This window comes from Mesorhizobium sp. M0768, assembly GCF_040320195.1.
GTDB lineage: Bacteria > Pseudomonadota > Alphaproteobacteria > Rhizobiales > Rhizobiaceae > Mesorhizobium.
On record NZ_JAMYPD010000014.1, the window covers coordinates 13,876 to 36,934 of the forward strand.

Annotated in this window: 22 protein-coding genes and 1 tRNA gene; 15 read left to right on the plus strand and 8 right to left on the minus strand. The window is 62.2% G+C overall.

The window, feature by feature from the left end; translation table 11 throughout:
- Positions 1–55: 55 nt before the first annotated feature.
- Positions 56–703, minus strand: coding sequence for a cysteine hydrolase family protein (locus NKI08_RS18605; protein WP_352771347.1), 648 nt, complete (start codon positions 701–703; stop codon positions 56–58).
- The gene (locus NKI08_RS18610; protein ID WP_352458586.1) at positions 700–1,029 is read right to left on the minus strand and encodes a hypothetical protein; all 330 of its coding nucleotides are present in this window, start codon (positions 1,027–1,029) and stop codon (positions 700–702) included. Before NKI08_RS18610 ends, NKI08_RS18605 begins: the two co-directional genes overlap by 4 nt.
- Before the next feature lie 155 nt (positions 1,030–1,184).
- Between NKI08_RS18610 and NKI08_RS18615 the strand changes: the two genes are divergently transcribed.
- From NKI08_RS18615 to NKI08_RS18650, 8 genes are all read left to right on the plus strand, one after another.
- Entirely contained in the window at positions 1,185–1,583 is a 399-nt protein-coding gene (locus NKI08_RS18615; RefSeq protein WP_352771349.1) for a RidA family protein, read from the plus strand.
- Between the two features lie 187 nt (positions 1,584–1,770).
- The gene (locus NKI08_RS18620) at positions 1,771–3,195 is read left to right on the plus strand and encodes a pyridoxal-phosphate dependent enzyme (protein ID WP_352542812.1); all 1,425 of its coding nucleotides are present in this window, start codon (positions 1,771–1,773) and stop codon (positions 3,193–3,195) included.
- Positions 3,192–4,373: a cystathionine gamma-synthase gene (locus NKI08_RS18625; protein WP_352458589.1), complete on the plus strand. Its 1,182-nt coding sequence runs from the start codon at positions 3,192–3,194 to the stop codon at positions 4,371–4,373. Before NKI08_RS18620 ends, NKI08_RS18625 begins: the two co-directional genes overlap by 4 nt.
- A 327-nt stretch (positions 4,374–4,700) precedes the next feature.
- Positions 4,701–5,678, plus strand: coding sequence for a GlxA family transcriptional regulator (locus NKI08_RS18630; protein WP_352458590.1), 978 nt, complete (start codon positions 4,701–4,703; stop codon positions 5,676–5,678).
- A 326-nt stretch (positions 5,679–6,004) separates the two neighbouring features.
- A complete protein-coding gene (locus NKI08_RS18635; RefSeq protein WP_352539769.1) occupies positions 6,005–7,309 on the plus strand; it encodes a M24 family metallopeptidase in 1,305 nt (434 codons plus the stop codon).
- Positions 7,310–7,329: 20 nt separating this feature from the next.
- Entirely contained in the window at positions 7,330–8,007 is a 678-nt protein-coding gene (locus NKI08_RS18640) for an isochorismatase family protein (RefSeq protein ID WP_352539770.1), read from the plus strand.
- Positions 8,008–8,023: 16 nt separating this feature from the next.
- A complete protein-coding gene (locus tag NKI08_RS18645; protein ID WP_352771353.1) occupies positions 8,024–9,016 on the plus strand; it encodes an alpha/beta hydrolase in 993 nt (330 codons plus the stop codon).
- Positions 9,017–9,334: 318 nt separating this feature from the next.
- Entirely contained in the window at positions 9,335–10,975 is a 1,641-nt protein-coding gene (locus NKI08_RS18650) for an ABC transporter substrate-binding protein (RefSeq protein ID WP_352771355.1), read from the plus strand.
- 139 nt (positions 10,976–11,114) lie between these two features.
- Here the strand turns inward: NKI08_RS18650 and NKI08_RS18655 are convergent, their stop codons facing one another.
- Positions 11,115–11,516: a hypothetical protein gene (locus tag NKI08_RS18655; RefSeq protein ID WP_352683973.1), complete on the minus strand. Its 402-nt coding sequence runs from the start codon at positions 11,514–11,516 to the stop codon at positions 11,115–11,117.
- A gap of 761 nt (positions 11,517–12,277) precedes the next feature.
- On the opposite strand from NKI08_RS18655, the gene NKI08_RS18660 reads away from it, so the two are divergent.
- The 7 genes from NKI08_RS18660 to NKI08_RS18690 all read left to right on the plus strand — a co-directional run bounded on the left by NKI08_RS18660 (position 12,278) and on the right by NKI08_RS18690 (position 18,173).
- Positions 12,278–12,667 carry a hypothetical protein gene (locus tag NKI08_RS18660; protein WP_352614715.1) on the plus strand — a complete coding sequence of 130 codons (390 nt, stop codon included), beginning with the start codon at positions 12,278–12,280 and terminating at the stop codon, positions 12,665–12,667.
- Positions 12,668–12,700: 33 nt separating this feature from the next.
- On the plus strand, positions 12,701–13,141 hold the full coding sequence (locus tag NKI08_RS18665) for a hypothetical protein (protein WP_352473549.1): 441 nt from the start codon (positions 12,701–12,703) through the stop codon (positions 13,139–13,141).
- A 113-nt stretch (positions 13,142–13,254) separates the two neighbouring features.
- A complete protein-coding gene (locus NKI08_RS18670) occupies positions 13,255–14,250 on the plus strand; it encodes a Do family serine endopeptidase (protein ID WP_352771357.1) in 996 nt (331 codons plus the stop codon).
- A gap of 37 nt (positions 14,251–14,287) precedes the next feature.
- Complete coding sequence (locus tag NKI08_RS18675) at positions 14,288–16,600, plus strand: lysozyme inhibitor LprI family protein (RefSeq protein ID WP_352771359.1); 2,313 nt, start codon at positions 14,288–14,290, stop codon at positions 16,598–16,600.
- A gap of 100 nt (positions 16,601–16,700) precedes the next feature.
- The gene (locus NKI08_RS18680; protein ID WP_352771361.1) at positions 16,701–17,108 is read left to right on the plus strand and encodes a lysozyme inhibitor LprI family protein; all 408 of its coding nucleotides are present in this window, start codon (positions 16,701–16,703) and stop codon (positions 17,106–17,108) included.
- Between the two features lie 114 nt (positions 17,109–17,222).
- A complete protein-coding gene (locus tag NKI08_RS18685) occupies positions 17,223–17,723 on the plus strand; it encodes a hypothetical protein (RefSeq protein WP_352614725.1) in 501 nt (166 codons plus the stop codon).
- A gap of 78 nt (positions 17,724–17,801) precedes the next feature.
- On the plus strand, positions 17,802–18,173 hold the full coding sequence (locus tag NKI08_RS18690) for a DUF4087 domain-containing protein (RefSeq protein WP_352473554.1): 372 nt from the start codon (positions 17,802–17,804) through the stop codon (positions 18,171–18,173).
- Positions 18,174–18,302: 129 nt separating this feature from the next.
- Here the strand turns inward: NKI08_RS18690 and NKI08_RS18695 are convergent.
- The 5 genes from NKI08_RS18695 to NKI08_RS18715 form a co-directional block, all read right to left on the minus strand.
- Positions 18,303–18,387 (minus strand) — tRNA-Leu (locus tag NKI08_RS18695).
- A 73-nt stretch (positions 18,388–18,460) separates the two neighbouring features.
- Complete coding sequence (locus NKI08_RS18700) at positions 18,461–19,081, minus strand: 2,3-bisphosphoglycerate-dependent phosphoglycerate mutase (protein WP_352473555.1); 621 nt, start codon at positions 19,079–19,081, stop codon at positions 18,461–18,463.
- Positions 19,082–19,140: 59 nt separating this feature from the next.
- Positions 19,141–19,974, minus strand: coding sequence for a 4-hydroxy-tetrahydrodipicolinate reductase (gene dapB / locus NKI08_RS18705; RefSeq protein ID WP_352683980.1), 834 nt, complete (start codon positions 19,972–19,974; stop codon positions 19,141–19,143).
- Positions 19,971–21,830 carry an ABC transporter ATP-binding protein gene (locus NKI08_RS18710; protein ID WP_352771485.1) on the minus strand — a complete coding sequence of 620 codons (1,860 nt, stop codon included), beginning with the start codon at positions 21,828–21,830 and terminating at the stop codon, positions 19,971–19,973. Before NKI08_RS18710 ends, dapB begins: the two co-directional genes overlap by 4 nt.
- Positions 21,831–21,949: 119 nt before the next feature.
- Positions 21,950–22,975, minus strand: a complete 1,026-nt coding sequence (locus NKI08_RS18715; RefSeq protein WP_352771364.1) for a glucokinase — start codon at positions 22,973–22,975, stop codon at positions 21,950–21,952.
- Positions 22,976–23,059 lie beyond the last annotated feature (84 nt).

A 23,059-nucleotide genomic window follows, 5' to 3' on the forward strand; every position in this document is an offset into this window, starting at 1 on the left:
TGGAGCGGTTCGGCGTTGCCGTGAAACGGTAGGTCGCGCGGCAAGCCGATTGCCCTCAACCCGCGCCGGCAAGCGCGCTGCAGAAGCTTGCGACGTCGGTGAGGACGGCTTCGCCGAGGAAGCGTAGCGTTGCCATCGAGCGGTCGCGCGCTTCGCGGTTGCCGAAGCCACAGGCATCCTCGATTACCACGGCGACAAAGCCATTGTCGGTCGCCTGGCGAACGGTCGGCTCGATGCCGATCTCCATGGCGATGCCAGCGAGCGCTATCGTGCGCACGCCGCAATCGCGCAAGGCAAAGCCGAGCGCGGTGGAATCGAACGCCGACATCGTGAGCTTGTCGAATACCGCCTCGTCCGCGCGGGGGTCCAGCTCGGGCACGATCCGCGTCGCTTCGGCGTCGCGCGGGAACCACGGCTCGACCGTGTCGGGGCTGTCGCGCCGCTGCCAGGCCATGGCGGTGCGCAGCTGCGTCGCGCCCATCCATTTGCGCGGCAGCGACAGGTGGCGCGTGAACGCCACCCGCATTCCGGCCCCGCGCGCCGCTTCTAGCACCGTACCGGTACGCTCGACGATGGTCGCGGCGCGGGCCACCTGTCGGCAGATGCCGACCTGCATGTCGTAGACCACCAGCGCCGTGCGGCGCGGATCGCCCCACTCAGCCAGGCTGGCCGGGATTTCGATCCCGTCGCTCGACCGGATCATGCCGCAGTCCGGTCCCATGGCTTGGCGATATCGACCGTCGGATCGAACAGGAATTCCAGCGGCAATGGCGCGTCGAAGGCGATGAAGTGCCATTCTAGCAGCCCGGCCTTGGACAGCGGGAAGTCCTCGGTGTAGCGCCGCGCTTCCGCGACGCTGTCGAGCTCGAAGACGATGATGACGCCGCCAATATCGGCGCGCGCATAATTCTCCCGCACGATCCCCGCCTTCCAGAGCCGCCAGACATTCGACACTTCGTCGCGCAGATAAGGCCGCAAATCGTCGAGCGTGACGCCGGGCTTGAAATTGTCATAGGCAAGAATCTTCATCGGCCGTTCCTTGCATTGCTGTTCGCCCAGCGCCGGGTAGCATGGCGGAATCGGCGGCCGCAACGAACGAGATGGTGCGTTGAAACGCCCGCACGATTGCCGTTGATCCTATGGGCGGCCGCAGGATAATTTTTGCTGAAGAGGAGAAAAGCGCGGTGACCATCGAAAGGCTGAACCCCGAGGGCATGCACAGCAATCCGGCCTATTCGCACGGCGTGTCGCTGCCGGCATCCGCGCGCATCGTGCTGGTCGGCGGCCAGAATGGCGTCGACGCGCAAGGCCGGACCGTCGCCAGGGACGATCTCGCTGCACAGACCGCTCAGGCGCTTTCCAACCTGGCAAAGGTGCTGGAAGCCGGTGGGGCAAAGCCTGAAGACCTCGTCAGCCTCTCGGTCTATATCGCCGGCGACCTGGACATAGGGCCGGCCTTCGGCGCCTGGATGGCGTTCTGGGCAAACCGTGGCGCGCCGCCGATCATCAAGGTGCTGCGCGTCGCCGGCCTCGGCAATCCGGATTGTCTGATCGAGATCGAAGCCCAGGCCGCGATCGCCTGAACCCTAAGCGGGTTCTGCAAATCTTTTGCCCCTGCCTGCAGGCCGACGAAGCTTTCGCGAAATTCCATTCCCCTGCTGGCGGCCGGATTGGCACGATCTATCTTCTTTCCAACTGCAAACGGCTGGAAAAGACGGTAGGTTGCCGTCTTCCAGGGCGGTTGCTCATTCTGGCAACGGAGCATCTGACATGAGCAAGCACAAGATCGTGGCATCGGACGATGCATCGTCCCGCCTGCGCCCGCCTTATGCCTCGGTTCTCGACCTGATCGGGCAGACGCCGGTCGTCGAGCTGACCAAATTCGACATCGGCAAGTGCCGGCTGTTCATCAAGCTCGAAAGCCAGAATCCCGGCGGCTCGATCAAGGACCGCATCGCGCTGTCGATGATTGCCGCCGCCGAAAAACAGGGCAAACTGAAGCGCGGCGGGACGATTGTGGAGGCGACCGCCGGCAACACCGGTCTTGGTCTCGCCCAGGTCGGCATCCCCAAGGGCTACCGCATCATCCTGGTCGTCCCCGACAAGATGTCGCGCGAAAAGATCCAGCATTTGCGGGCGCTCGGCGCGGAGGTGCGGATGACGCGTTCCGATGTCGGCAAGGGTCATGCCGAATATTATCAGGACATGGCCGAAAAGATCGCCGCCGAGCTGCCCGGCGCCTTCTATGCCAACCAGTTTGCCAACCCGGCCAATCCGCTGGCTCATGAAACCACGACCGGACCGGAAATCTTCCAACAGCTCGAAGGCGACGTCGATGCGGTTGTCGTCGGCGTCGGGTCCGGCGGCACGCTGACCGGGCTCGGCCGCTACTTTGCGAAAGTCTCGCCAAAGACCGAGATGATTTTGGCCGATCCGGTCGGCTCGGTGCTGGCGCCGTTGATCAAGACCGGCAAGATGATAGAGGCCGGGAGCTGGACCGTCGAAGGCATCGGCGAGGATTTCGTCCCGCCCAATGCCGATCTGTCGCTGGTCAGGAAGGCCTATTCCATCCCCGACAAGCAGAGCATGCTGGCGGTGCGCGACCTGCTTTCGAAGGAAGGCATCCTCGCCGGCTCGTCGTCCGGCACGTTGCTTTCGGCAGCGCTCCGCTATTGCCGCGAGCAGACCGTGCCGAAGCGCGTCGTCACCTTCGTCTGCGACAGCGGCAACAAGTACCTGTCGAAAGTGTTCGACGACTTCTGGCTGGCCGAGCAGGGCCTTGCCGAGCAGGAGCAGCATGGCGATTTGCGCGATCTGGTGATGCGTTCGCACCGCACCGGTGACACCGTGTATGTCGGTCCGGACGAAAGCCTGCTCAACGCCTATGGCCGTATGCGCCGCTCGGACGTCTCGCAGCTGCCGGTGCTGGACGAGGGCAAGCTCGTCGGCATCATCGACGAAAGCGATATCCTCGCCAAGGTCGAAGGCCCCTATGACAGCCGCTGGGACCGCTTCAAGGCTCCGGTCAGTACGGCCATGACCTCTACCCTGCACACGCTGCAAGCCAGCCAGACGCTGGACGCGTTGCTGCCGGTGTTTGATCGCAACGAGGTCGCCATCGTCTTCGACGGCGACGAATTCATCGGGCTGATAACACGCATTGACCTGATCAACCATCTGAGGCGCGCCCGATGACCGTCAAAGCCACCGTATCGGGCAAAAACCGCCTCGCCTTTTCGACGCGCACCATCCATGGCGGCCAGAGCCACGACCCGACGACGGGCGCGGTGATGGTACCGATCTATGCCACTTCGACCTACGGTCAGCAGAGCCCGGGCGTGCACAAGGGCTTTGAATATGCCCGCAGCCAGAACCCGACCCGCTTCGCCTTCGAACGCGCTGTGGCCGATCTCGAAAGCGGCACAGCCGCCTTCGCCTTCGCTTCGGGGCTGGCAGCGATCGCCACTATTTTCGAACTGCTCGATTCCGGCGCCCACATCGTCGCCACCGACGACATCTATGGCGGCACGTTTCGGCTGCTCGAGCGGGTGCGCAAGCGCTCCGCCAACCTCCAGGTCGACTTCGTTGACTTCACCGATCTTGCCGCGGTCGAGGCGGCGATCCGCCCGGAAACCAAAATGCTCTGGGTCGAGACGCCGACCAACCCGCTGCTGCGTGTCGTCGACCTCGAAGGCGTCGCAGCACTTGCCAGGCGCAAAGGCGTGCTCTCAGTCGCCGACAACACTTTCTGCAGCCCCTATCTGCAGCGGCCGCTGGAGCTCGGCATCGACATCGTGGTCCATTCGACGACAAAATACCTCAACGGCCATTCCGACATGGTCGGCGGCGTCGCCGTGGTCGGCGACAACAAGGATCTCGCTGACCGGCTGAAATTTCTGCAGAACGCCATCGGCGCCATTTCCGGGCCGTTCGACAGTTTCCTGGCGCTGCGCGGACTGAAGACGCTGGCGCTGAGGATGGAGCGTCATTCGTCGAACGGCCAGAAGATCGCGCACTGGCTGGAAAGCCGTCCCGACATCCGCCGTGTCATCTATCCCGGCCTGCCCAGCCACCCGCAGCACGCCATCGCCAGGCGGCAGATGCACGCCTTCGGCGGCATGATCACGGTCGAGCTCGACCGCGACCTCGCCGGCACCAAACGCTTCCTCGAACATACGCAACTGTTCACGCTGGCCGAAAGCCTCGGCGGCGTCGAAAGCCTGATCGAGCACCCGGCGCTGATGACGCACGGCTCGATCCCGGCGAAAAAACGCGCCGAGATCGGGATTTCGGATTCGCTGGTAAGGCTGTCGGCCGGGATCGAGGATGGCGACGATCTGATCGCGGATCTGGATCAGGCGCTGGCGAGCTGAGCCCGCCAACAAGAACCTGCGAGACGTCGGCAGGACAGTGCCCCCCTCTGCCCTACCGGGCATCTCGGCCACGAGGGGGGAATTTGGCCGTCATCTTGCGCTTTCGCCAACCTCCAACGCTGAAACACGCACGGGACGGCGAAGCTGCCGATCTCCCCGCTTGTGGGGGAGATGTCCGGCAGGACAGAGGGGGCGTGAAGGATCGCGAACGAGCGGCGCTTATTCTGCACCCATATCCATGTGTCTTACATTCTATTCCGTTGACCTTGGCGCCATCTGGCAGAATTGTAGCTTCCAGATCCACCTTGCTGCCTGGCTCCGGAAGCTATGAACAACCGACAACGCAACCAACCGACGGCAAGCGATACCCCGCTCACCTTCGCCATCCTGGTCTTCCCAGGCTTTCCGATGATGGCGTTCAGCTCGGTGATCGAGCCGCTGCGCGCGGCGAACGTGCTGGCCAAGCGGGACTGGTACCGCTGGATCATCGTCGGCGCCGCCGAAGGCCCCGTCGAGGCCTCGAATGGCGTCGTCATTCAGCCCGGCTTTTCCGCCCATGACGCGCCGAAGGTCGATCGCATCGTCGTCTGCTCAGGCGGTGACGCCGATCATCTCGTCGCCGAGGATGCCGTGAGCTGGATCCGCAAAAGCCTGCGCGGCGGTGCCCATATCGGCGCGGTGGCGGATGCCGCCTTCTTCCTAGCTCGGGCCGGCCTGCTCGACGGTCATGCCTGCACCTTGCACTGGACCAGCCAGGCTGCCTTCACCGAAGCGTTTCCGGACATCGAGCTGAGGCGCGATCTCTATGTCATCGACCGCAAGCGCTTCACTTCGGCCGGTGGCGTCGGCAGCCTCGACATGATGCTGGAGATCATCACCGGCGATTATGGCGCCGAACTGGCCGCCGGCGTCGCCGAATGGTTTGTGCACAGCCCGCTACGCTCCAGCGTCGACCGCAAGCTGATGCCGCTCAGGCTGCGGACCGGCGTGCAGAACGAACTGGTGCTGTCGGCCATCGCCATCATGGAGGATGCGGTGGAGGAGCGGCTCGGCATGGCGGAACTGGCGGGGCGACTTGGTATCTCCTCCGATAAGCTCGAACGCAATTTCCGCTCCGAACTCAGTATCTCGCCCAACGGCTATTACCGCCGCCTGCGGCTGAAGCGTGCCGCCGACCTCCTGGCGCATTCGACGCTGATGGTGCGCGACGTGGCGCTGGCCTGCGGCTTCGCCTCGATGTCGAGTTTTGCGCGGGCGTTTCGGGAGGAGCATGGCCATGCGCCGAAGGTGATGCGCAGACATTAGGTATTTCGGATGTTGGCGGGACAGCGCCCCTCTCTGCCCTGCCGGGCATCTCCCCCACAAAGGGCCACAAAGGGGGGAGATTGGCCGTCGCCTCCGCTTTCGCCAATTGCCAACATCGCGTGCCAACATCGCGAGAGTAGCGCCATCGGCGAAGCTGCCGATCTCCCCCCTCGTGGTCCCTCGTGGGGGAGATGTCCGGCAGGACAGAGAGGGGCGCGAAGGATCGCCGGCGCGTCGGGGCTGCGGCATCCGGCACAACATCTGCGGTATCGCGCACAGCCTCTACGCGGCGCATGGCCCATCCTCGCCGCTTCCAGGAGGCACCCATGAGCATCGTCGTTTTTGACCCCGACAGCACCGAGGATGTCGACTTTAGGGATCGCATGCGCCATCCGGCGGCGGCGGATCCGGCCGGCGGTATGTGGCTGTCGGACACCGAGCCGTCCTTCATCGACGCCGACGCGCTGCGCAAGGGCCGGCTTGCCAGGCTGCGCGCCTGGATGCGCGAGGCCGGCTATGGCGGCGTCGTTTTGTTCGATCCCTACAACCAGCGCTACGCCACCGGTTCGCGCAACATGTTCGGCTATTTCCTGCGCAACTCGACGCGCTATTTCTTCATACCCACCGAAGGGCCGATCGTGCTGTTCGAATATCCGCAGAGCTACCATGTCTCGATGGTGCTCGACACGATCGACGAGGCGCGTCCGTCCAAGCTGGTCTGGTCGTCGGTGTCAGGCCGCGACGACGAGACCGCCGGCCCGTTCGCCGATGAGATCGCCGAATTGCTCAAGGTGCATGGCGGCGGCTCGATGAAGCTCGGCCTTGACCGCTGCAGTCATCTGCAGGCACTGGCGCTCGAAAAGCGCGGCTGCGAGGTGCGGGATTGCCAGGGCGAGATTTTGGCGGTGCGCGCGGTCAAGACGCCCGAGGAAGTAAAATGCCTGCAGGTGTCGATGGCTGGTGCCGAGGCTGCGGTCTATGCCGTGCGCGAGGCGATCAAACCTGGCGTTTCCGAAAACGAGCTGTTCGCCATCATGTATGGTGAGGTCATCCGGCAAGGCGGCGAGTTCATCGAGACCCGGCTGCTGACCTCGGGCCAGCGCACCAATCCGTGGTTCAACGAGGCGAGCGGCCGCAAGATCAGGCCGGGCGAACTCTTGGCGCTCGATACCGATACGATCGGCTGCTACGGCTATTATTCGGACTTTTCGCGCACCTTCCGTTGCGGACCGGGCAAGCCGACGGATTATCAGAAGTCGCTCTACCGCATGGCGCACGACCAGGTTCAGCACAATATCGGGGTCGTCAAGCCGGGCATGGCGTTTCGCGAGATTGCCGAAAGGGCCTGGAAGATACCGGACCGCTTCGTCGACCAGCGTTATACCTCGGTCATGCACGGCGTCGGCATGCATGGCGAAACGCCGTTCATAGCGCACGCCATGGACTACGAGACCTATGGCCGCGACGGTTTCATCGTGCCCGGCATGGTGGTCAGCGTCGAAAGCTATATCGGCGAGAAGGGCGGCCGCGAGGGCGTCAAGCTGGAAGACGAGATCCTGATCACCGAGACCGGCACCGAGCTCCTGTCGCGCTTCCCCTATGAGGATGATTTCCTTGACAGACACGTTTGAGTGCTGACAGGCAGTTTTGCATGAAAAGCCCGATCTCGATCAAGCGCGGCAAGGCGGCGGCGGTGTTTATCGATCTCCAGGAGGAGCATCGGCGGGACAAGCGCTATCTGGTCGAAGGCTATGGCGATATCCTCGCCAACGTCCAGCGCCTGCAGACAGCAGCACGGGCCAATCATGTGCCTTTGTATCACTGGGCCTATATCGTCGATCTCGCCACGGCGCGGCCGTTCCACCCGGTCGAGGCCAGCGGCAAGTCGGCATTTTCCGACAAGGACGATCCGCTGACTGCGATCTGCGCGGAAGTGGGCCCGGCGACAGGCGAGATGATGTTGGTCAAGACCGATGCCAGCGCCTTCCGCGCGGGGCCTGCCGCCGAGCGGCTGAAGGCCGATGGCATCGAGTGGCTGGTCGTTGCCGGCGTCTGGACCGAGGCCTGCATCGATGCCACCGTCAAGGATGCGGTGGCGCTCGGGTTTCGAGTGCTGCTGGTCAAGGATGCCTGCGGCAGTGGCAGCACGGCGATGCACCAGACGGCCATCCTCAACCTTGCCAACCGGCTCTATGGCGGTGCCGTCACCACCACCGACGGCGCCTGCCGGCTGCTGGCAGGCGAGACGGTCGAAGCCTGGCAGGTCGAGGGCTCGGTGCCGCTGCGCTTCAGCTATGAAAATGCTGCCCGGCTCTACGCCGAGCTCTGAGCGGGATCGCGCAGCGATGATCACCGAGGCCGAGCGACCCGGAACGAGAGGGCGCGGAAAATACCAGACGCTGCTCGATCCGGAGCTGTGGGCCTATATCGATCGGGTCAACGAGTGGTATCCGCCCGAAATCGTCTACATGCCGATCGACAGGCAGCGGGCGGTCTATAATGCCATGTGCCGGACGTTTCGCGAGCCCTATCCACCTGGTGTCAAGGCCAGCGACAGCGCGGTTCCTGCCGGCGACCGTGCGATCCCGGTCCGACGTTACCAGATGGCGGGCACGGCGCCGCAGGCGATGGTTGTCTATTATCACGGCGGCGGCTTCGTCCTTGGCGGGCTCGACAGCCATGACGACATCTGCGCCGAGATATGCGCCGGCACCGGCTTTGCCGTGCTGTCCGCCGATTACCGGCTGGCGCCCGAGCATCTGCATCCGGCCGCCTTCGACGATGCGCTGGCCGTATTCGAATGGGCGACGGCGACGGCCGGCCTGCCGATAGTGCTCTGCGGCGAAAGCGCCGGCGGCAATCTGGCCGCTGCGGTGGCACAGGCGACACACCGTCATCCTCGCCATGCGATCGGCCAGGTGCTGATCTATCCCGAGCTCGGCGGCCCGGAACCAGTTGGCAAAGAGAGCGCCGGCTCCTGTGTCGAGCACGCCGAAGCGCCGCTGCTGACGTTGCGCGATATCGAATTCTATCGCAACGTGCGCTCCGCAAAGGCACAGTCGCCCGACGATCCGACCTTTTCGCCGCTCCGAGGCAGCAATTTCTCCGGCCTGCCGCCGACCTTCATCATCACGGCCGAGTGCGATCCGCTGTCCTCCGACGGCGAGGCCTATCGCGACTGCATCCTCGCCGCCGGCGGCCGCGCCTGGTGGCGCGAGGAGCCGCGTCTGGTGCACAGTTTCCTGCGCGCCCGCAAAACCGTTCCGCGCGCCGGTGAAGCCTTCGCCCGCATCATTGCGGCCATCGCCGCGCTTGGCAAAGGCGACTGGCCTTACTGAGGTTGCGAAGGCCCCCTCATCCGGCGGCTTCGCGTCCACCTTCTCCCCGCTGGCGAGAAGAGCCTGGCATCAACGCAGGCGACCTCCTCTCCCCCGGGGGCGAGGTCGGATTGCCCCGAACTGCCCTTCGCAATTCGGTTGGCAATCCGGGTGAGGGGACCTCCCGCTTGCGGAACAGCGCACAAGAACTGCGGAAGTCCGAACACTCCCCCACGGGCGCTCGCCCTATCATCCCCAAGGCAATGGCGCTCCGGCGATCGCATCCGTCCCCCGCGTTTGGCGATCGGCAGAGGTGCCAACAACAGGGGAATGACGACAATGAAGTTCATGCTGACCGATCGAAAACTGCATCCGCAGGCCGAGCCCGTCGCCGATGGCTTCAAGAAAGGCCAGATGAACCGGCGCGAATATCTCGCCACCATGGCTGCGCTCGGTGTCAGCGCTGCCGGCGCGCTGGCGCTTGGCGGGCTTGCGCCGTCACCGGCCAGGGCCGAGGAGGCGAAGCGCGGCGGCGTCTTGCGCGTTGCCATGAACGTCAAGGGCTGGAAGGATCCGCGCACCTTCGACGGCGTCGAGATGTCCAACGTCGCCCGCCAGTGCAACGAATATTTGGTGCGCTGGAAGCGCGACTTCACCTTCGAGCCATGGCTGCTCGAGAGCTGGGAGACCAGCGACGACGCCCGCGTCCTGACGCTGCATGTCCGCAAGGGCATCACCTGGTCGAACGGCGACACCTTCAACGCCGACGACGTGATCCACAATCTGACGCGCTGGTGTGATGCGTCCGTCGCCGGCAATTCAGTCGCCGCGCGCATGGGCGCACTGGTCAACGCCGATACCAAGAAGCCCGTCGACGGCGGCATCGAGCGCGTCGACGACGTCACCGTGCGGCTCAATTTGCCGAAGCCCGACATTTCGCTGATCGCCGGCATGGCCGACTACCCGGCGCTGATCATGCACCGCAGCTATGAAGGCGACGGCGATCCGCTGAAGGCATTGGCGATCACCACCGGGCCTTGCGAACTCGTGGCATGGGACGCCGAGGTCGGCGCCGAAGTCCGCCGCAAAGACAAGCCATGGTGGAAGGGCGAGTTCTACCTCGACGGCATCAAATGGGTGGACTACGGCTCCGACCCCAATGCGATGCTGTCGGCCTTCGAATCGGGCGAGATCGACACCGATCACGAAACCGCCTCCGACACGGTTGCGCAGACCGACTCCATGGGCCTGAGCAATTCGGAAATCGCCACCGGCTCGACCATCGTCGCGCGGTTCAATATCGGCAATCCGCCCTATGACGACATCAAGGTGCGCCGCGCCGCCCAGCTCGCCGTCGACAACGCCGCCGTGCTGAAGATCGGCATGGACAACCGCGGCAAGCCTGCCGAGAACCATCATGTCGGGCCGATGCATCCCGAATATGCCGATATCGGCCCGGCCGTCCGCAACATTGATCAAGCCAAGGCCCTGCTCGCCGAGGCCGGCAAGGCCGACCACGAATACGAACTCATCTCGGTCGACGTCGACTGGCAGAAGAGCTCCGGCGACGCCATCGCCGCGCAGATGCGCGAGGCCGGGCTGAAGATCAAGCGCACCGTGCTGCCGGCCGCGACCTTCTGGAACGACTGGAGCAAATATCCTTTCTCCTGCACGGAATGGCTCGGCCGGCCGCTCGGCGTCCAGGTGCTGGCGCTCGCTTATAAGTCTGGCGCCGCGTGGAACGAGACCGCCTACGCCGATCCGGAATTCGACAGTCTGCTCGACAAGGCGCTGGCGATGCCCGATCCCGGCGCCCGCAAGGAGCTCATGGCCAAGATCGAACAGAATCTGCGCGATTCCGGCGTCATCATCCAGCCCTACTGGCGCTCGGTCTACCGCACCTACCGCAAGGGCGTGCATGGCTGCGAGCAGCACCAATCGCTCGAGCAGCATTTCGAGAAGGTCTGGCTCGAGGCGTAGCCTTGCAGACGACCAATTGTCGGGGCCAGCGCCGCTCTTTCTTCCTTCTCCCCTTGTGGGAGAAGGTGGATTGGCGCGCAGCGCCAAGACGGTTGAGGGGTGCGGACGGAGTGCCGTCAGTATCAAGCTGGAACACCCCTCATCCGGCCGCTTCGCGTCCACCTTCTCCCACAAGGGGAGAAGGAAGAGCCACGCCAGGCCTTGAAATCTCCAGTCCAAGCCGCACGGTCTCCCGCACCAGCAGGTCCAGATCGTCGCGCCGGGTGCGGTGGTTGTTGATCGCCACCCTGAGGCTATGCTGGCCATGCACCGTCGTGTCGGAAATGGCGGCGATGCCTTCTTCCTGCAGCCTCAGCATGATCTCGGTATTGAGCGCTTTCAGGCGCTCCCCGCCCAGTCCGTCCGCGCGGTAGCGAAAGCACACGATGTTGATGCTCACCGGCGCTACCAGTTCGAGTGCCGGTTCGGCCGCGATCAGCGCGCCGAGATAATGCCCTTGCGCGATGTTCTGGTCGATCAGCCGGCTCCCAAAATCGCGCAAGCTGTGTGCGCTGCTCGCCTATCTGGCGCTGGCGCCGCATCCGGTCGGCCGCAGCCGCCTCTGCGAGCTTTTGTGGGATGTGCCGCCCCCACTGTGCCTCTATTTGGCACTCCGCAGCGTTGAAAAGTCGGGCAAAGGGCACGTTTCTTTCGGCCCTCGCAAGGGTTGGCTGGGTTCGAAAAAATACCACAATAGATCGCGATTGGGGTGGGTTCGTCGCGCCCTTTTTGTAGAGCTGGCGCAAAATTCACAACAGCATAGAATATTGCTTGTACTAACTCGGCTTAATGAGAACAAACCTAAGGAAGCATTCCGGAATCTTGCTGCTGGTCACATTTCAGTATCTGCTAAGATAGCCCGTGCTGATTCCGAATTATTAAGCATTTGCAAAATTCAATCCTGCGATATTGGGATTTGTCCTTGTCATAGGCTGACTTGGATGCATTTCTTGGAAGCACAGCCGCGTCAGCGGATCGTTGAAACATGCTTGGGCGGACGGGGCACTAAGCATGGAGAGGAATATTGACACTCGCTAATGCGGCGGCCCCGGCCGGGAGCGTTCGACCCGACGCAAGAGACTACGGCAACCGTCGGCTAAGTCGTCGAATGCATCGCCCACAGCCTGGCTCTCGTTTGATGGCCGGCGAAGCTTTGCCCTCCTCCGATTGGCGCCAGCCTTCGCGGCAAAAGCGGGGATCGCCGCCTGCAATGGCCTTCCGATATGGACGATGTCCGCCGCCAGCCAGTCGGAGGAATGAATCATGAAATTCGTAATCTATGCGACCTTGGCCACTGCTTTGATGGCGATCGCCGGTTGTACCACCGACGACTACGGCGGTTGTCGCGGAAAGGGCTGCCTGGCTGATCGGCCCCATAAAGGTGGCCGACAGATTGACTATCGGCCGCAGTTCGACAGGAACGGCAATCCCAACTTCGATACCAGGGGCCGTTACATCGGCTGCCATGGGCTCGGATGTAAAGTCGACGATCCTGATGACGGGGATCAAAGTATCGACGACAGACCGCAGTACGACAGAGAAGGCAATCCCAACTTCGATACGCAAGGCAACTACCAAGGCTGCCGCGGCATCGGCTGCGAGGTCGATACACCGGACGATGACAATTCATCCGACGATGACGATTCCGATTAACGGACTCGGGGGCGAACAAGGAGGAAGCCAATCATGTCTGAATTCAGCGGCCTGGTCCGGCGACATGCCAAAATCGTTATGGTCGGCCTTGCGGGGTTGGGAATGGCGCTGACGTCCGCTTTCGCTGCGAATAACGCCTGTGACGGTATAAAGGTCGAAGTGACGAAGGCGCGCAAGCAGGAATATGCCCCTCTCGTCGTCTCGGCGATGACCAATAAGTTCAAGCCCGCTCAGGCAAAGTTCTTCACGATCATGGAGAGCGGCAGCTGGAGCGCCGCCTACGTCTCCACGCCGGTGAGCGACGACGGCGTGATGTTCTTCCAGACAGTCGACGGAAAGAAGCAGTTTCGCGACGTGTGGGGCGGCTATGCCGAGCCGTCGGAAAAACCTGAACTGGTATCCTGGGCGAAGAAGCTCGGAGCGCCGCAAGACCTGGCAAAGTGTTTTGCCGAGGAAGTTACGGAACGACGGTGATGATCGCTGGAAATTGCCGCTGACCGTTGGTGCAGGGGGAGAATGATTGGTGAGCGCTCCGGGGCGCCGGGGCTCTGAGATCGACTCCAATCATCAGCTGCAGGATGTGCAAAATGCAAACCGTTCGAAAATCCAGACTGATAATGCAGCTCGCCCGTGCATTGGCAACTTCAGTGAAAATGACGGCTGTTGTGAGTGTAGCTGTCCCGCACACGATCAATGTTGCGTATGCCAGCAAATATGATCTGCCGAAACCCTATGTTTCCCGGGCTCTTAACGCGGTTCTGATACCGATCAATCACGCCTCTCGGCACCGCTACCAGATCCCGCCCAAGCTTCGCGGCGTGTATGTCCTGGCCGTTGCACCCCACGGTGTTGCCGCGCGGCAAGGCATCCGACCGGGTGACGTGCTTGCCACAGTGCGGCATCAACCGATTTCGACGCCGCGCGATGTCGATAGGTTCGTTTGGGCCGCCCTTGCCGCGAGTGCCACCAGTTTCCTGTTTGGCGTGAATCGCGGGACAGAAGTCGCAGATGTCGTCGAGGTCAACACCAACATCACCGTCAACAACTTCAACACCAACATCTCGGTCAACAATATCTCCCAATGGACGAGCGTCGACAATCGAGAGGAATGGACGCAGATCGTCGATGAGTATGACGAGGAGATGGAGACGGGCCTCAATGACACAAGCTATCGCGGGGACGAGTCGCTGCCCGGCGACGCCAGTCCAGACGCAAATGTGTCTTCTCCCGATGCTGACGACGACGATACCAGCACCGACACTGACGACAATAACCCGGCCGACAGTACCGACGACAACAGTTCCGATCAGGACGATTCGAGCGATCAGAACGACGATGAAAACTCAACAGACGGTGATGATGACAAGAACAGCACCGACACCGACGACGATAGCACGGATGACGATGCGTCGGATGACAGCACTGACAACAATGATTCCGATGATCAGGACGATTCCAGCGATCAGAATGACGATGACGACCCGTCGGCAGATGGTGAAGACGAAAACAGCACCGACAGTAATGACGACACGTCGGATGACAGTAACGACGCTGACGGATCGGACGATGACAATGCCAACTAGCGGCGACCGTGCCGGCAGTTCTAGACCGAGGACATCGATGAAAACCGCGATGCTGACCGCTGCCATCGTTCTGGCCATGCCGGCTTTCGCATTTGCCCAGGACAAGTGCAACGACGCAGCCAAGGATCAGTCCGCCCCGAACGAGTGCGCCGATGCCGCGTCCAGGAAATCCGACAAGAAGCTCAACGAGCTTTACAAGCAGATCGAAGCCCGCCTGAACGACGACGCGGATATCAGGACGCTTCTCGTTCAAGCACAGCGGGATTGGGTCAAATTTCGCGACGCAGAGTGCAGTTTCCAGACCGCAGGAGCGGCCGGAGAAAGCGCAATTCCAACGCTCATCGCGGAGTGTATGGACGGCCTGACGCAATCCCGTGTCAAAGATTTCGAGGGTTACCTGCAATGCAGGGAAGGCGATGCGAGCTGCCCCGTTCCGGCAGCGAACACATCACATGCCGTACCTGCCGTGGCCGAGGAGAACGGCCAGACCGGCCTTGCCCAGGCTGCCGACCCGATACCCATTCCATTGCAACATGTTGTTGGGCACCTCGGAACCGGCAGCGATGAAGTCATCTACCACAAACTCGGGATTGCGTTGGGCATCAATGGTGCCAAGCCTCGTCTGTTCGAATTCGACACCGGGTCGGATGAGTTCAACGCTGAGATCGATTCGAGTGTCCCTGGCGTAGAGCCGGTGCGCGGCAGCAAGCCCGAAATGTACCCCTATGGAAACGGCACCTATGGAGGTTGGGTACAACAGGCCCGGGTCGACAGCCTGTCCTATTACGATCCAGATGATCCCTCGGAGCCTGCCGTAACCTTTGACGGCGGCTTTAGCGTAGGTCGGGTGGTGGATTACGTCTTCACCAAGGATTTCGGCGACTTCGAGGATGCGAATGTGACGCAAAAGCCCGTGGGCCACCATGGCGATACGCCGGTTTATGCGGATCTTGATGCGCGCAAGAGCATGAAGAATGGCGAACCCGGTAACGAGGCGCCGTTTTACGGCGTCTTTGGAGCCGGCGATTTTATCGATAAGGGGGACCAGACCGCCGCTCCTGGCAGTCAGACGCAAAGCGGCTATGTGGTCTCCGCCAATGCAAATCTTGGAAAGAGGACGACACCGGGCTGCGCTCCCTGCCTGACGCTGAATTTGTCCCCCAGTCTGAGATCCCAGTTTACGGCCCTGATACCGTGGGGCGAACTGGATTACGAATTCCTCCAGAGACGATTCCCGCGATCAGGCGCGAATGCATCCAGTCAGTACGAAGGGTCTTACCGTTATAAAATTTCCTTTGATCATAAGGGAAAGAAGCAATCGGTTGATTTCAGTGGACCTGTTTTATTGGATACAGGCACGACAAGCTTTATTTATATTACAACAGAATCTATTTTGAATAAGCTTCAGTCGAGAGGATTTCATATTGCTGAATTTGGTGATGAGATAGTCGACTTCAAGTTTTTTGGATTCGATGATGGTATAAATAACCGTGAATATGATGATGTCGACATTCTCCGCCAAAGCGATGAGATGAAAGTCGGCGGTCTCATTCTCGGTCTGCCATTCTTCGAGTCCAATTCCATAATGAATGATCTGGAAAACAGGACGACCGCATATTCACCCTATTTTGTCAGCGCTGCTAACTTTACGACAGACGCGGCTGCCAAGGATCAAGTGCAGTTGAATCGCGCGACCAGCGATGCTGGAAGCAACGGATGGCTCGGACTGGCCGGCATCGTCTCCGGCGCCGGCGACTTCACGATCGAGAAGGACGCGGACGTGCGCATGACCGGGGCCAATACCTATACCGGCACAACCCATATCGCGGCCGATGGGTATCTTACCCTGGCCGGTCCGGCCAGCATCGAGCATTCATCGCGCGTCATGGTCGACGGTGTGCTCAACCTCGACCAGAAAGGAAACCAGCTGAAGCCCTGGGGGGTGGCGCACTCCCTGAACGATACGGCCATTCGCAACCTTGGCGGTAAAGGCGAGGTCTATCTGGGCGCGGGCAGACTGATCCTGACAGCAGCCGACGGGCAATTTGATGGAACCATCGCGGACTTTGATGACGCCGGCGACAGCGGCGGCCTCGTTGTTGCCGGTGGCAAGCTGACGCTGAGCGGCAAGAACAAATATTCGGGCATGACGGAAGTGGTGGCGGGAGCGGAGTTGCATGTGACCGGCTCTTTGACCGGTGACGTTTCCGTCTCGGGACTGCTTGTCGTTGACGGAGAGGTCTCCGGCGAAGTCATGGTCAAGGAGGGCGGCACGCTGACCGGCTCAGGAAAGGTCGGCAACGTCACGGTCGCCGAAGGTGGCAAAGCTGATCCAATGAAAACCAGATAATCGGGCCATGGGCCGATCGTGGCAATAACGGACAGCTGACGAGAACATAGGGCGGGGCTGAGCAACTTAAGAGCTTGACTGCAACCGGAAGGGGAAATCGATGAAAATAGCGATATTGACTGCTGCCGTGGTTCTGGCTGCGCCGACATTCGCCCTTGCCAAGGACAAGTGCGCCGATGCCAAGGATCAGGCCACCATGAATCAGTGCTTCGGTGCCGAGTTCCAGAAATCCGACAAGAAGCTCAATGAGCTTTACAAGCAGATCGAAGCCCGCCTGAAGGACGATGCGGATACCAAGAAGCTTCTTGTTCAGGCACAGCGGGATTGGGGCAAGTTTCGCGACGCGGAGTGCAGTTTCCAGACCGCAGGCGCGGCCGGAGGAAGCATGATGCCAATGCTCATCGCGCAGTGCATGGACGGCCTGACACAATCCCGTGTCAAAGCCTTCGAGGGTTACCTGAATTGCAAGGAAGGCGATCTGAGTTGCCCCGTTCCGGCCGCGAACTGACACGTGCTGCAACTTATTTGATCATGATCAAGCCGGCGGCGAGCATGACGTCGCTGCCAGATATGAACAATGCGAGGGGCATCATCACTGCGTGGGGACTTGAAGGAGGGGATTGTGAAACGCTGCGGATCATCGCTCGCAATGGCGATTGCGGCATCTGTGCTGCTGGCATCTGCCGTGCCGGCAACAGCCCAGGATGACATGGGCTTCGACGTCAACGTCACGCTGTCCAAGAAAGCAGCCGCCAAGCTCGCGGCTGAAAAGGAGGGAATCGTCGTCTTCGCCTCCTATTACGGCGACCCCAAGCCGAGCGCCGCGAAGCACGCCAACGAAGTCGGCCTGATCGATCTCACACCGCACGACGAAGAGGTGGAGATACCGGGCACAGGCGGCCACGCCCGCATCAGCGGCGCCAAGGTCGACGCAAAGCGTCTCGACTGGCTTGCCGGCCCTCCCGATGTCAACGTCAACGTTGCGTCGGCGCGCAAGAGCAGCTCGGTCAATCTGCTCGGCTGCGATTTCATCGACGGTCCACTCAGCAACGTCCAAAGGGCGCCCGTGACGCTTCATTGCGGATTGATCGAAGAACATGTGGACACGAAGTTGAAGCCATAAGGCTCGCAAAAGTCATGCGCGTCTCCGGCGCCAACGGATCGGCGGCACGACCTGACCTACTTCAGGGAGGAGATATTCATGCGCCCACTGTTCGCTATCTGTGTCTGCCTGGCTATCATGTCCTTGTCTGCAGCCGCCCATGCCGAGCGCCGTTGTGGCTGGTACTCCAGCCCGACCCCCGGCAACCTCGTCCTGACCGACAGTGACGGGGATTGGTGGATCCAGATGCAGGGACGCCCGGATCCCAAGGGCATCGACAATGTGCCGGCCTTTGACGAGCGGCAATTCGTCGAGACCAATGTGCCTGGTTCGGGTCACGGCTACGGATGTGCGTGCATGAACGTCGTAACCAACGCCAAGCAACAGAAGATCACCAGAGTGATCTCGGGCCAAATCCTTCCGCTGCTGCGCTGTCGCAACGACAGATCGCTGCCTAACCCGGACGGATAATTGTTGGATATCTTGTGGATACCATGGCTGACGGTAGGCAGCTTAGAGCATTGGATCAAGAAAAAGCCCGGCAAACCGGGCTTTTTCTTGGGTCTCTGAAACCGCATCAATCGGTTCGAAACGGGAATTTGGTGCCCAGAAGAGGACTCGAACCTCCACTCCTTGCGGAACACGGACCTGAACCGTGCGCGTCTACCAATTCCGCCATCTGGGCTGGTGCGCGCTCATTAAGCGGGCGAGGGATGAGTGTCAACGCGCTTTTTTGAAAGCCGCGTTCCTTCTCCGGCTCAATGCTCCAGCACTTCCTTCGACGCCACCGTGGAATCGGCGTTGAGCGTGTAGATGATCGGCACACCGGTGCCGAGCTCGAGCTTGACGATCTCCTCGCCCGATTTGCCGTCCAGCGCCATGATCAGCGCGCGCAGCGAATTGCCGTGCGCCGCCACCAGCACGGTGCCGCCGCGCAGCACATGCGGTTGCAGATCGTGCAGGTAATAGGGCCAGACGCGCGCGCCGGTGTCCTTCAGGCTTTCACCGCCGGGCGGCGGCACGTCATAGGAGCGGCGCCAGACATGCACCTGCTCCTCGCCCCATTTCTTGCGCGCATCATCCTTGTTGAGGCCGGAGAGATCGCCATAGTCGCGCTCGTTCAGCGCCTGGTCGCGAATGGTCTCGAGGTCGCTCTGGCCAACGGCGTCGAGAATATGCTGGCAGGTCTTCTGCGCCCGGATCAGCGACGACGTGAAGGCGATGTCGAACTTCATGCCGCGCGCCCTGAGCTTGGCGCCGGCCGACTTGGCCTCGGCATGACCCAGTTCGGTCAGGTCGACGTCGCGCCAGCCGGTAAATAGGTTCTTCAGGTTCCATTCGCTCTGGCCGTGGCGCACGAGCACGAGAGTTCTCGACATATTTGCTCCTTCAAATCTTGTGGATCAGCCAAATCTTGTGGATCAGCCAAATCTGTGGATCAGCTTGTCAGGCCGAGCACGTCCCGCATCGAATAGAGGCCCGGCTTGCGGCCGCGCGCCCACAGGGCTGCCTTGACCGCGCCGCGGGCAAAGATCGCCCGGTCCTCGGCATGATGGGCAAGCGTGATGCGCTCGCCGGTACCGGCCAGCACCACACTGTGGTCGCCGACCACCGAGCCGCCGCGCAAGCTGGCGAAACCGATCGAGCCTGCCTTGCGCACGCCGGTATGGCCGTCGCGCACGCGAACATCGTTGCCGGCAAGTGCTACGCCGCGCCCGGCAGCGGCGGCCTCGCCGAGCAGCAGCGCCGTGCCCGACGGAGCATCGACCTTGTGCCGGTGGTGCATTTCCAGGATCTCGATGTCGAAATCGTCGGCATCGAGCGCGCGCGCCGCCTGCTCAACCAGCACCGCCAGCAGATTGACGCCGAGGCTCATATTGCCTGACTTGACCACCGTCGCGTGCCGCGCCGCCGCCGCGATCCTGGCATTGTCTTCAGCCGAGCAGCCGGTGGTGCCGATGATATGGACGATGCGCGCCTGCGCCGCATAGCCGGCGAATTCGACGGTCGCTGCCGGCGTGGTGAAATCGAGCACGCCGTCGGCCTTGGCGAAGGCCGGCAGCGGATCGTCGCCGATCGCCACGCCGAGCCTGCCGACGCCGGCCAGCTCGCCGGCATCCTTGCCGAGATGTGGCGAACCGGCCGGCGCGATGGCGCCGGCGACACGCGCGCCCGGTATCGTGTGGATGGCGCGGATCAGCGCCTGGCCCATGCGGCCAGCCGCGCCCACCACCACCAGGCCCATTTCACTCACGGTCGGCGTGTCGCTCATGAATGTCTCCCGACCGCCTTTTTCGCGTGATCATTTTGCGCCGCAGTCTGGATTGGCTTGGCGTCATCGACAAGCCCCAGCCCTTTCCTGCCTTGCACCCGATGGAACCGCGCATAGACGCTGTGCGGGTCGGCCATCAGCGAGGCATGCGTGCCCTGTTCGACCAGCCGGCCCTGCTCCAGCACGATGATATGATCGGCATTGACCACCGTCGACAGCCGGTGCGCGATGACAATGGTGGTGCGCCCTTCCATGACATGGGTCAGCGCTTCCTGGACGCGGGCCTCGGCCTCGTTGTCGAGCGCCGAGGTGGCTTCGTCGAGCAGCAGGATCGGCGCCTGCCGAACGATGGCGCGTGCAATCGATACGCGCTGGCGCTGGCCGCCCGACAGCGTCACGCCGTTCTCGCCGACCGGCGTGTCGTAGCCTTGCGGCTGCTGGCGGATGAAATCGTGTGCCGCGGCCTGTTGGGCGGCGCGTTCAATCTCTGCGTCGGTGGCGCTCAGCCTGCCGTAGCGGATGTTGTCACGGATGGTGCCTTCGAACAGATAGGGCTGCTGCGATACATAGGCGATCGAGCCGCGCAGCGAATGCTTGGTTACCTTTGAAATGTCCTGGCCGTCGATTTCGATGCTGCCCGACTCGACGTCATGGAAGCGCTGCAGCAGCGCAACCAGCGTCGTCTTGCCGGCGCCCGAGGCGCCGACGATGGCGGTCACCTTGCCGGCGGCGGCGACAAAGGTCAGATCGTGCAGGACCGGCGCCTCTTCGACATAGCGGAAGGACACGTTGTTGAAGCGCACTTCGCCAGAGGTGAATTTCGCCTCGGCGGCTGCCGGCACGTCACCTTGCTGCGGCTCGAGGTCGAGAAGCTCGTAGATCATGCGCGCATTGACCAGCGACTTTTCCATGCCGACCTGCATACGCGCCAGCCGCCTGGCCGGATCATAGGCAAGCAGCAGGGCGGTGAGGAAGGCAACGATGGCGCCCGGCGGCTGGCCGCCGACGGTCGCCCGGTAGCCGGAATAGGCGATGACGCCGGCGACGGCGAAGCCGGCCAGCATGTCGGAGATCGGCGTCAGCCGTTCCGAGACGCGGGCGATCTTGTTTGCCCGCTGCTCGGCGCCGGCGACGAGGCCGCCGATGCGGCGCGACAGCTCGTCTTCCAGGGTGAAGGCCTTGACGATGGCGATGCCTTGCGTCGCTTCCTGCATGGCACCGATCAGCCGCGAGTTGATCTGTACCGATTCGCGGGTGATGCGACGCACCCGGCGCATCAGATAGGTGACACTGTAGATCAACGGCGGCCCGATCAGCAGCGACATCGCCGAGAGCACCGGGTCCTGCCAGATCATGACGCCGACCAGCGCGACAAGCGATACCGCATCGCGCGCCAGCGATGTCAGCGTCATCGACAGGAGATCGCGGATGCCGTTGACGTTCTCGTTGATCTGCGCGGCGAGCCGGCCCGAGCGGGTGTCGTTGAAGAAGCCGACGCCGAGCTTCATCAGATGGTTGAAGATGCGGCGCTGATAGCGCGCCACCAGATTGTTGCCGATCTTGGCCAGCGTCACTGCCTGGCCGTAGCTGGCCAGGCCGCGCAGCATGAAGGCGGCCAGGATGGATACGCTGATCAGCGCGATAAGATCGCCGCGCTGCTTGTAGAAAATCTGATCGACGACGTCCTTCATGATCCAGGCGGTGAAGGCGGTCGTCGCCGCGATCGTCACCAGGCACAGCACGGCAAGAGCATAGTACCAGCGATAATCGCGGCTGTTCTCGGCGATGATGCGGCGGATCACCGCCACGATCTCGCTGGGACGGACTTTCCCTTTGGTTGGTGCTGGAATTGTCACGTTGGAGCGCTTTGTGGTTTCGGTTCGGCCGGACTGCAATTCGGCAACCTCTTAACGCCCCGATGGCGGCTTGCCTATGGCCGGGGACGGCGAAACTTCGTCGCGGCGCAGCTTGTGTCCTAAACCCGCCAGCGCCGCCCCGCCGTCTGCACGCCGAACAGCGACGGATTTCTGGCATAGGCGGCCAGCCCTAAAAGCGCCGCAAGCGGATGGGTGATGACGTAGACCGGCATGCCGCGCATCAGGGCGCTGTGCGGCGCCTTGTCCTCGAAGGCGGCGCGGAAATTGCCGGTGCGCAGCGCCGGCAGGATTTTTTGCGCGATGCCGCCGGTGAGAAACACGCCGCCGCGGCTCATGAACACCAGAGCGAGATCGCCGGCGGTGCGCCCCAGGCAAGTGACGAAGATCGACAGCGCCTCTTCGGCCACCGGATCGTTCTTTGCCAGCGCCGCGGCGGTGACCTCGGCAGGCGTTGTAAAGGGCGACGGCTTGCCGTCCGCCCTGGCCACCGCCCGGTAGGCATTGACCAGGCCGCGGCCGGACAGGATCTGTTCGCCGGAGATGCGGCCCTCGAGCTTCTCGATATGCGGAAACACCTGGAAATCGCGCGGCGAGCGCGGGCCGATATCCATATGGCCGCCCTCGCCGGGTACCGGTATCCAGTGATGCAGCGCATAAACCAGCCCGGCGACACCGAGGCCGGTTCCCGGGCCGAGCACCACCCGCCCGGAATTCGGTTCCGGCTCGTCGCCGCCGATCTTCTCCATATGCTCTTCGCCGAGCGCGACGACAGCCAGCGCCTGTGCCTCGAAGTCGTTGAGCACCACGACGTCGCTGAGACCGAGACTGGCGAACATCTGTCTCGGCTTGACGATCCATGGGCAATTTGTAAGCGGGATCTCGTCGCTTTCGACAGGACCGGCTACCGCCAGCACAGCTGAATTCGGCCGGACCGACGAGCGGTCGAGCACGGCCGACTGGATCGCCTCGTCAATCGTATTGAAGTTGGCGGTCTGGACGATGGTCGGCTCGCCGGCCTCGGAATTCGCGTCTAGTACGATCGAGAAGCGCGCATTGGTGCCGCCTATATCGCCGATCAGGATCGGAAATCGCAACAGAGTGTCGTCGTCGCTTACGCCTGGCATGCTCTCGTCCGTTCCCGACGCGTATCGCCGTTCTCTCGTTGACTAGCGCATGACCGCAAAAAGGGAAATCGGTTTTCGAAGTGG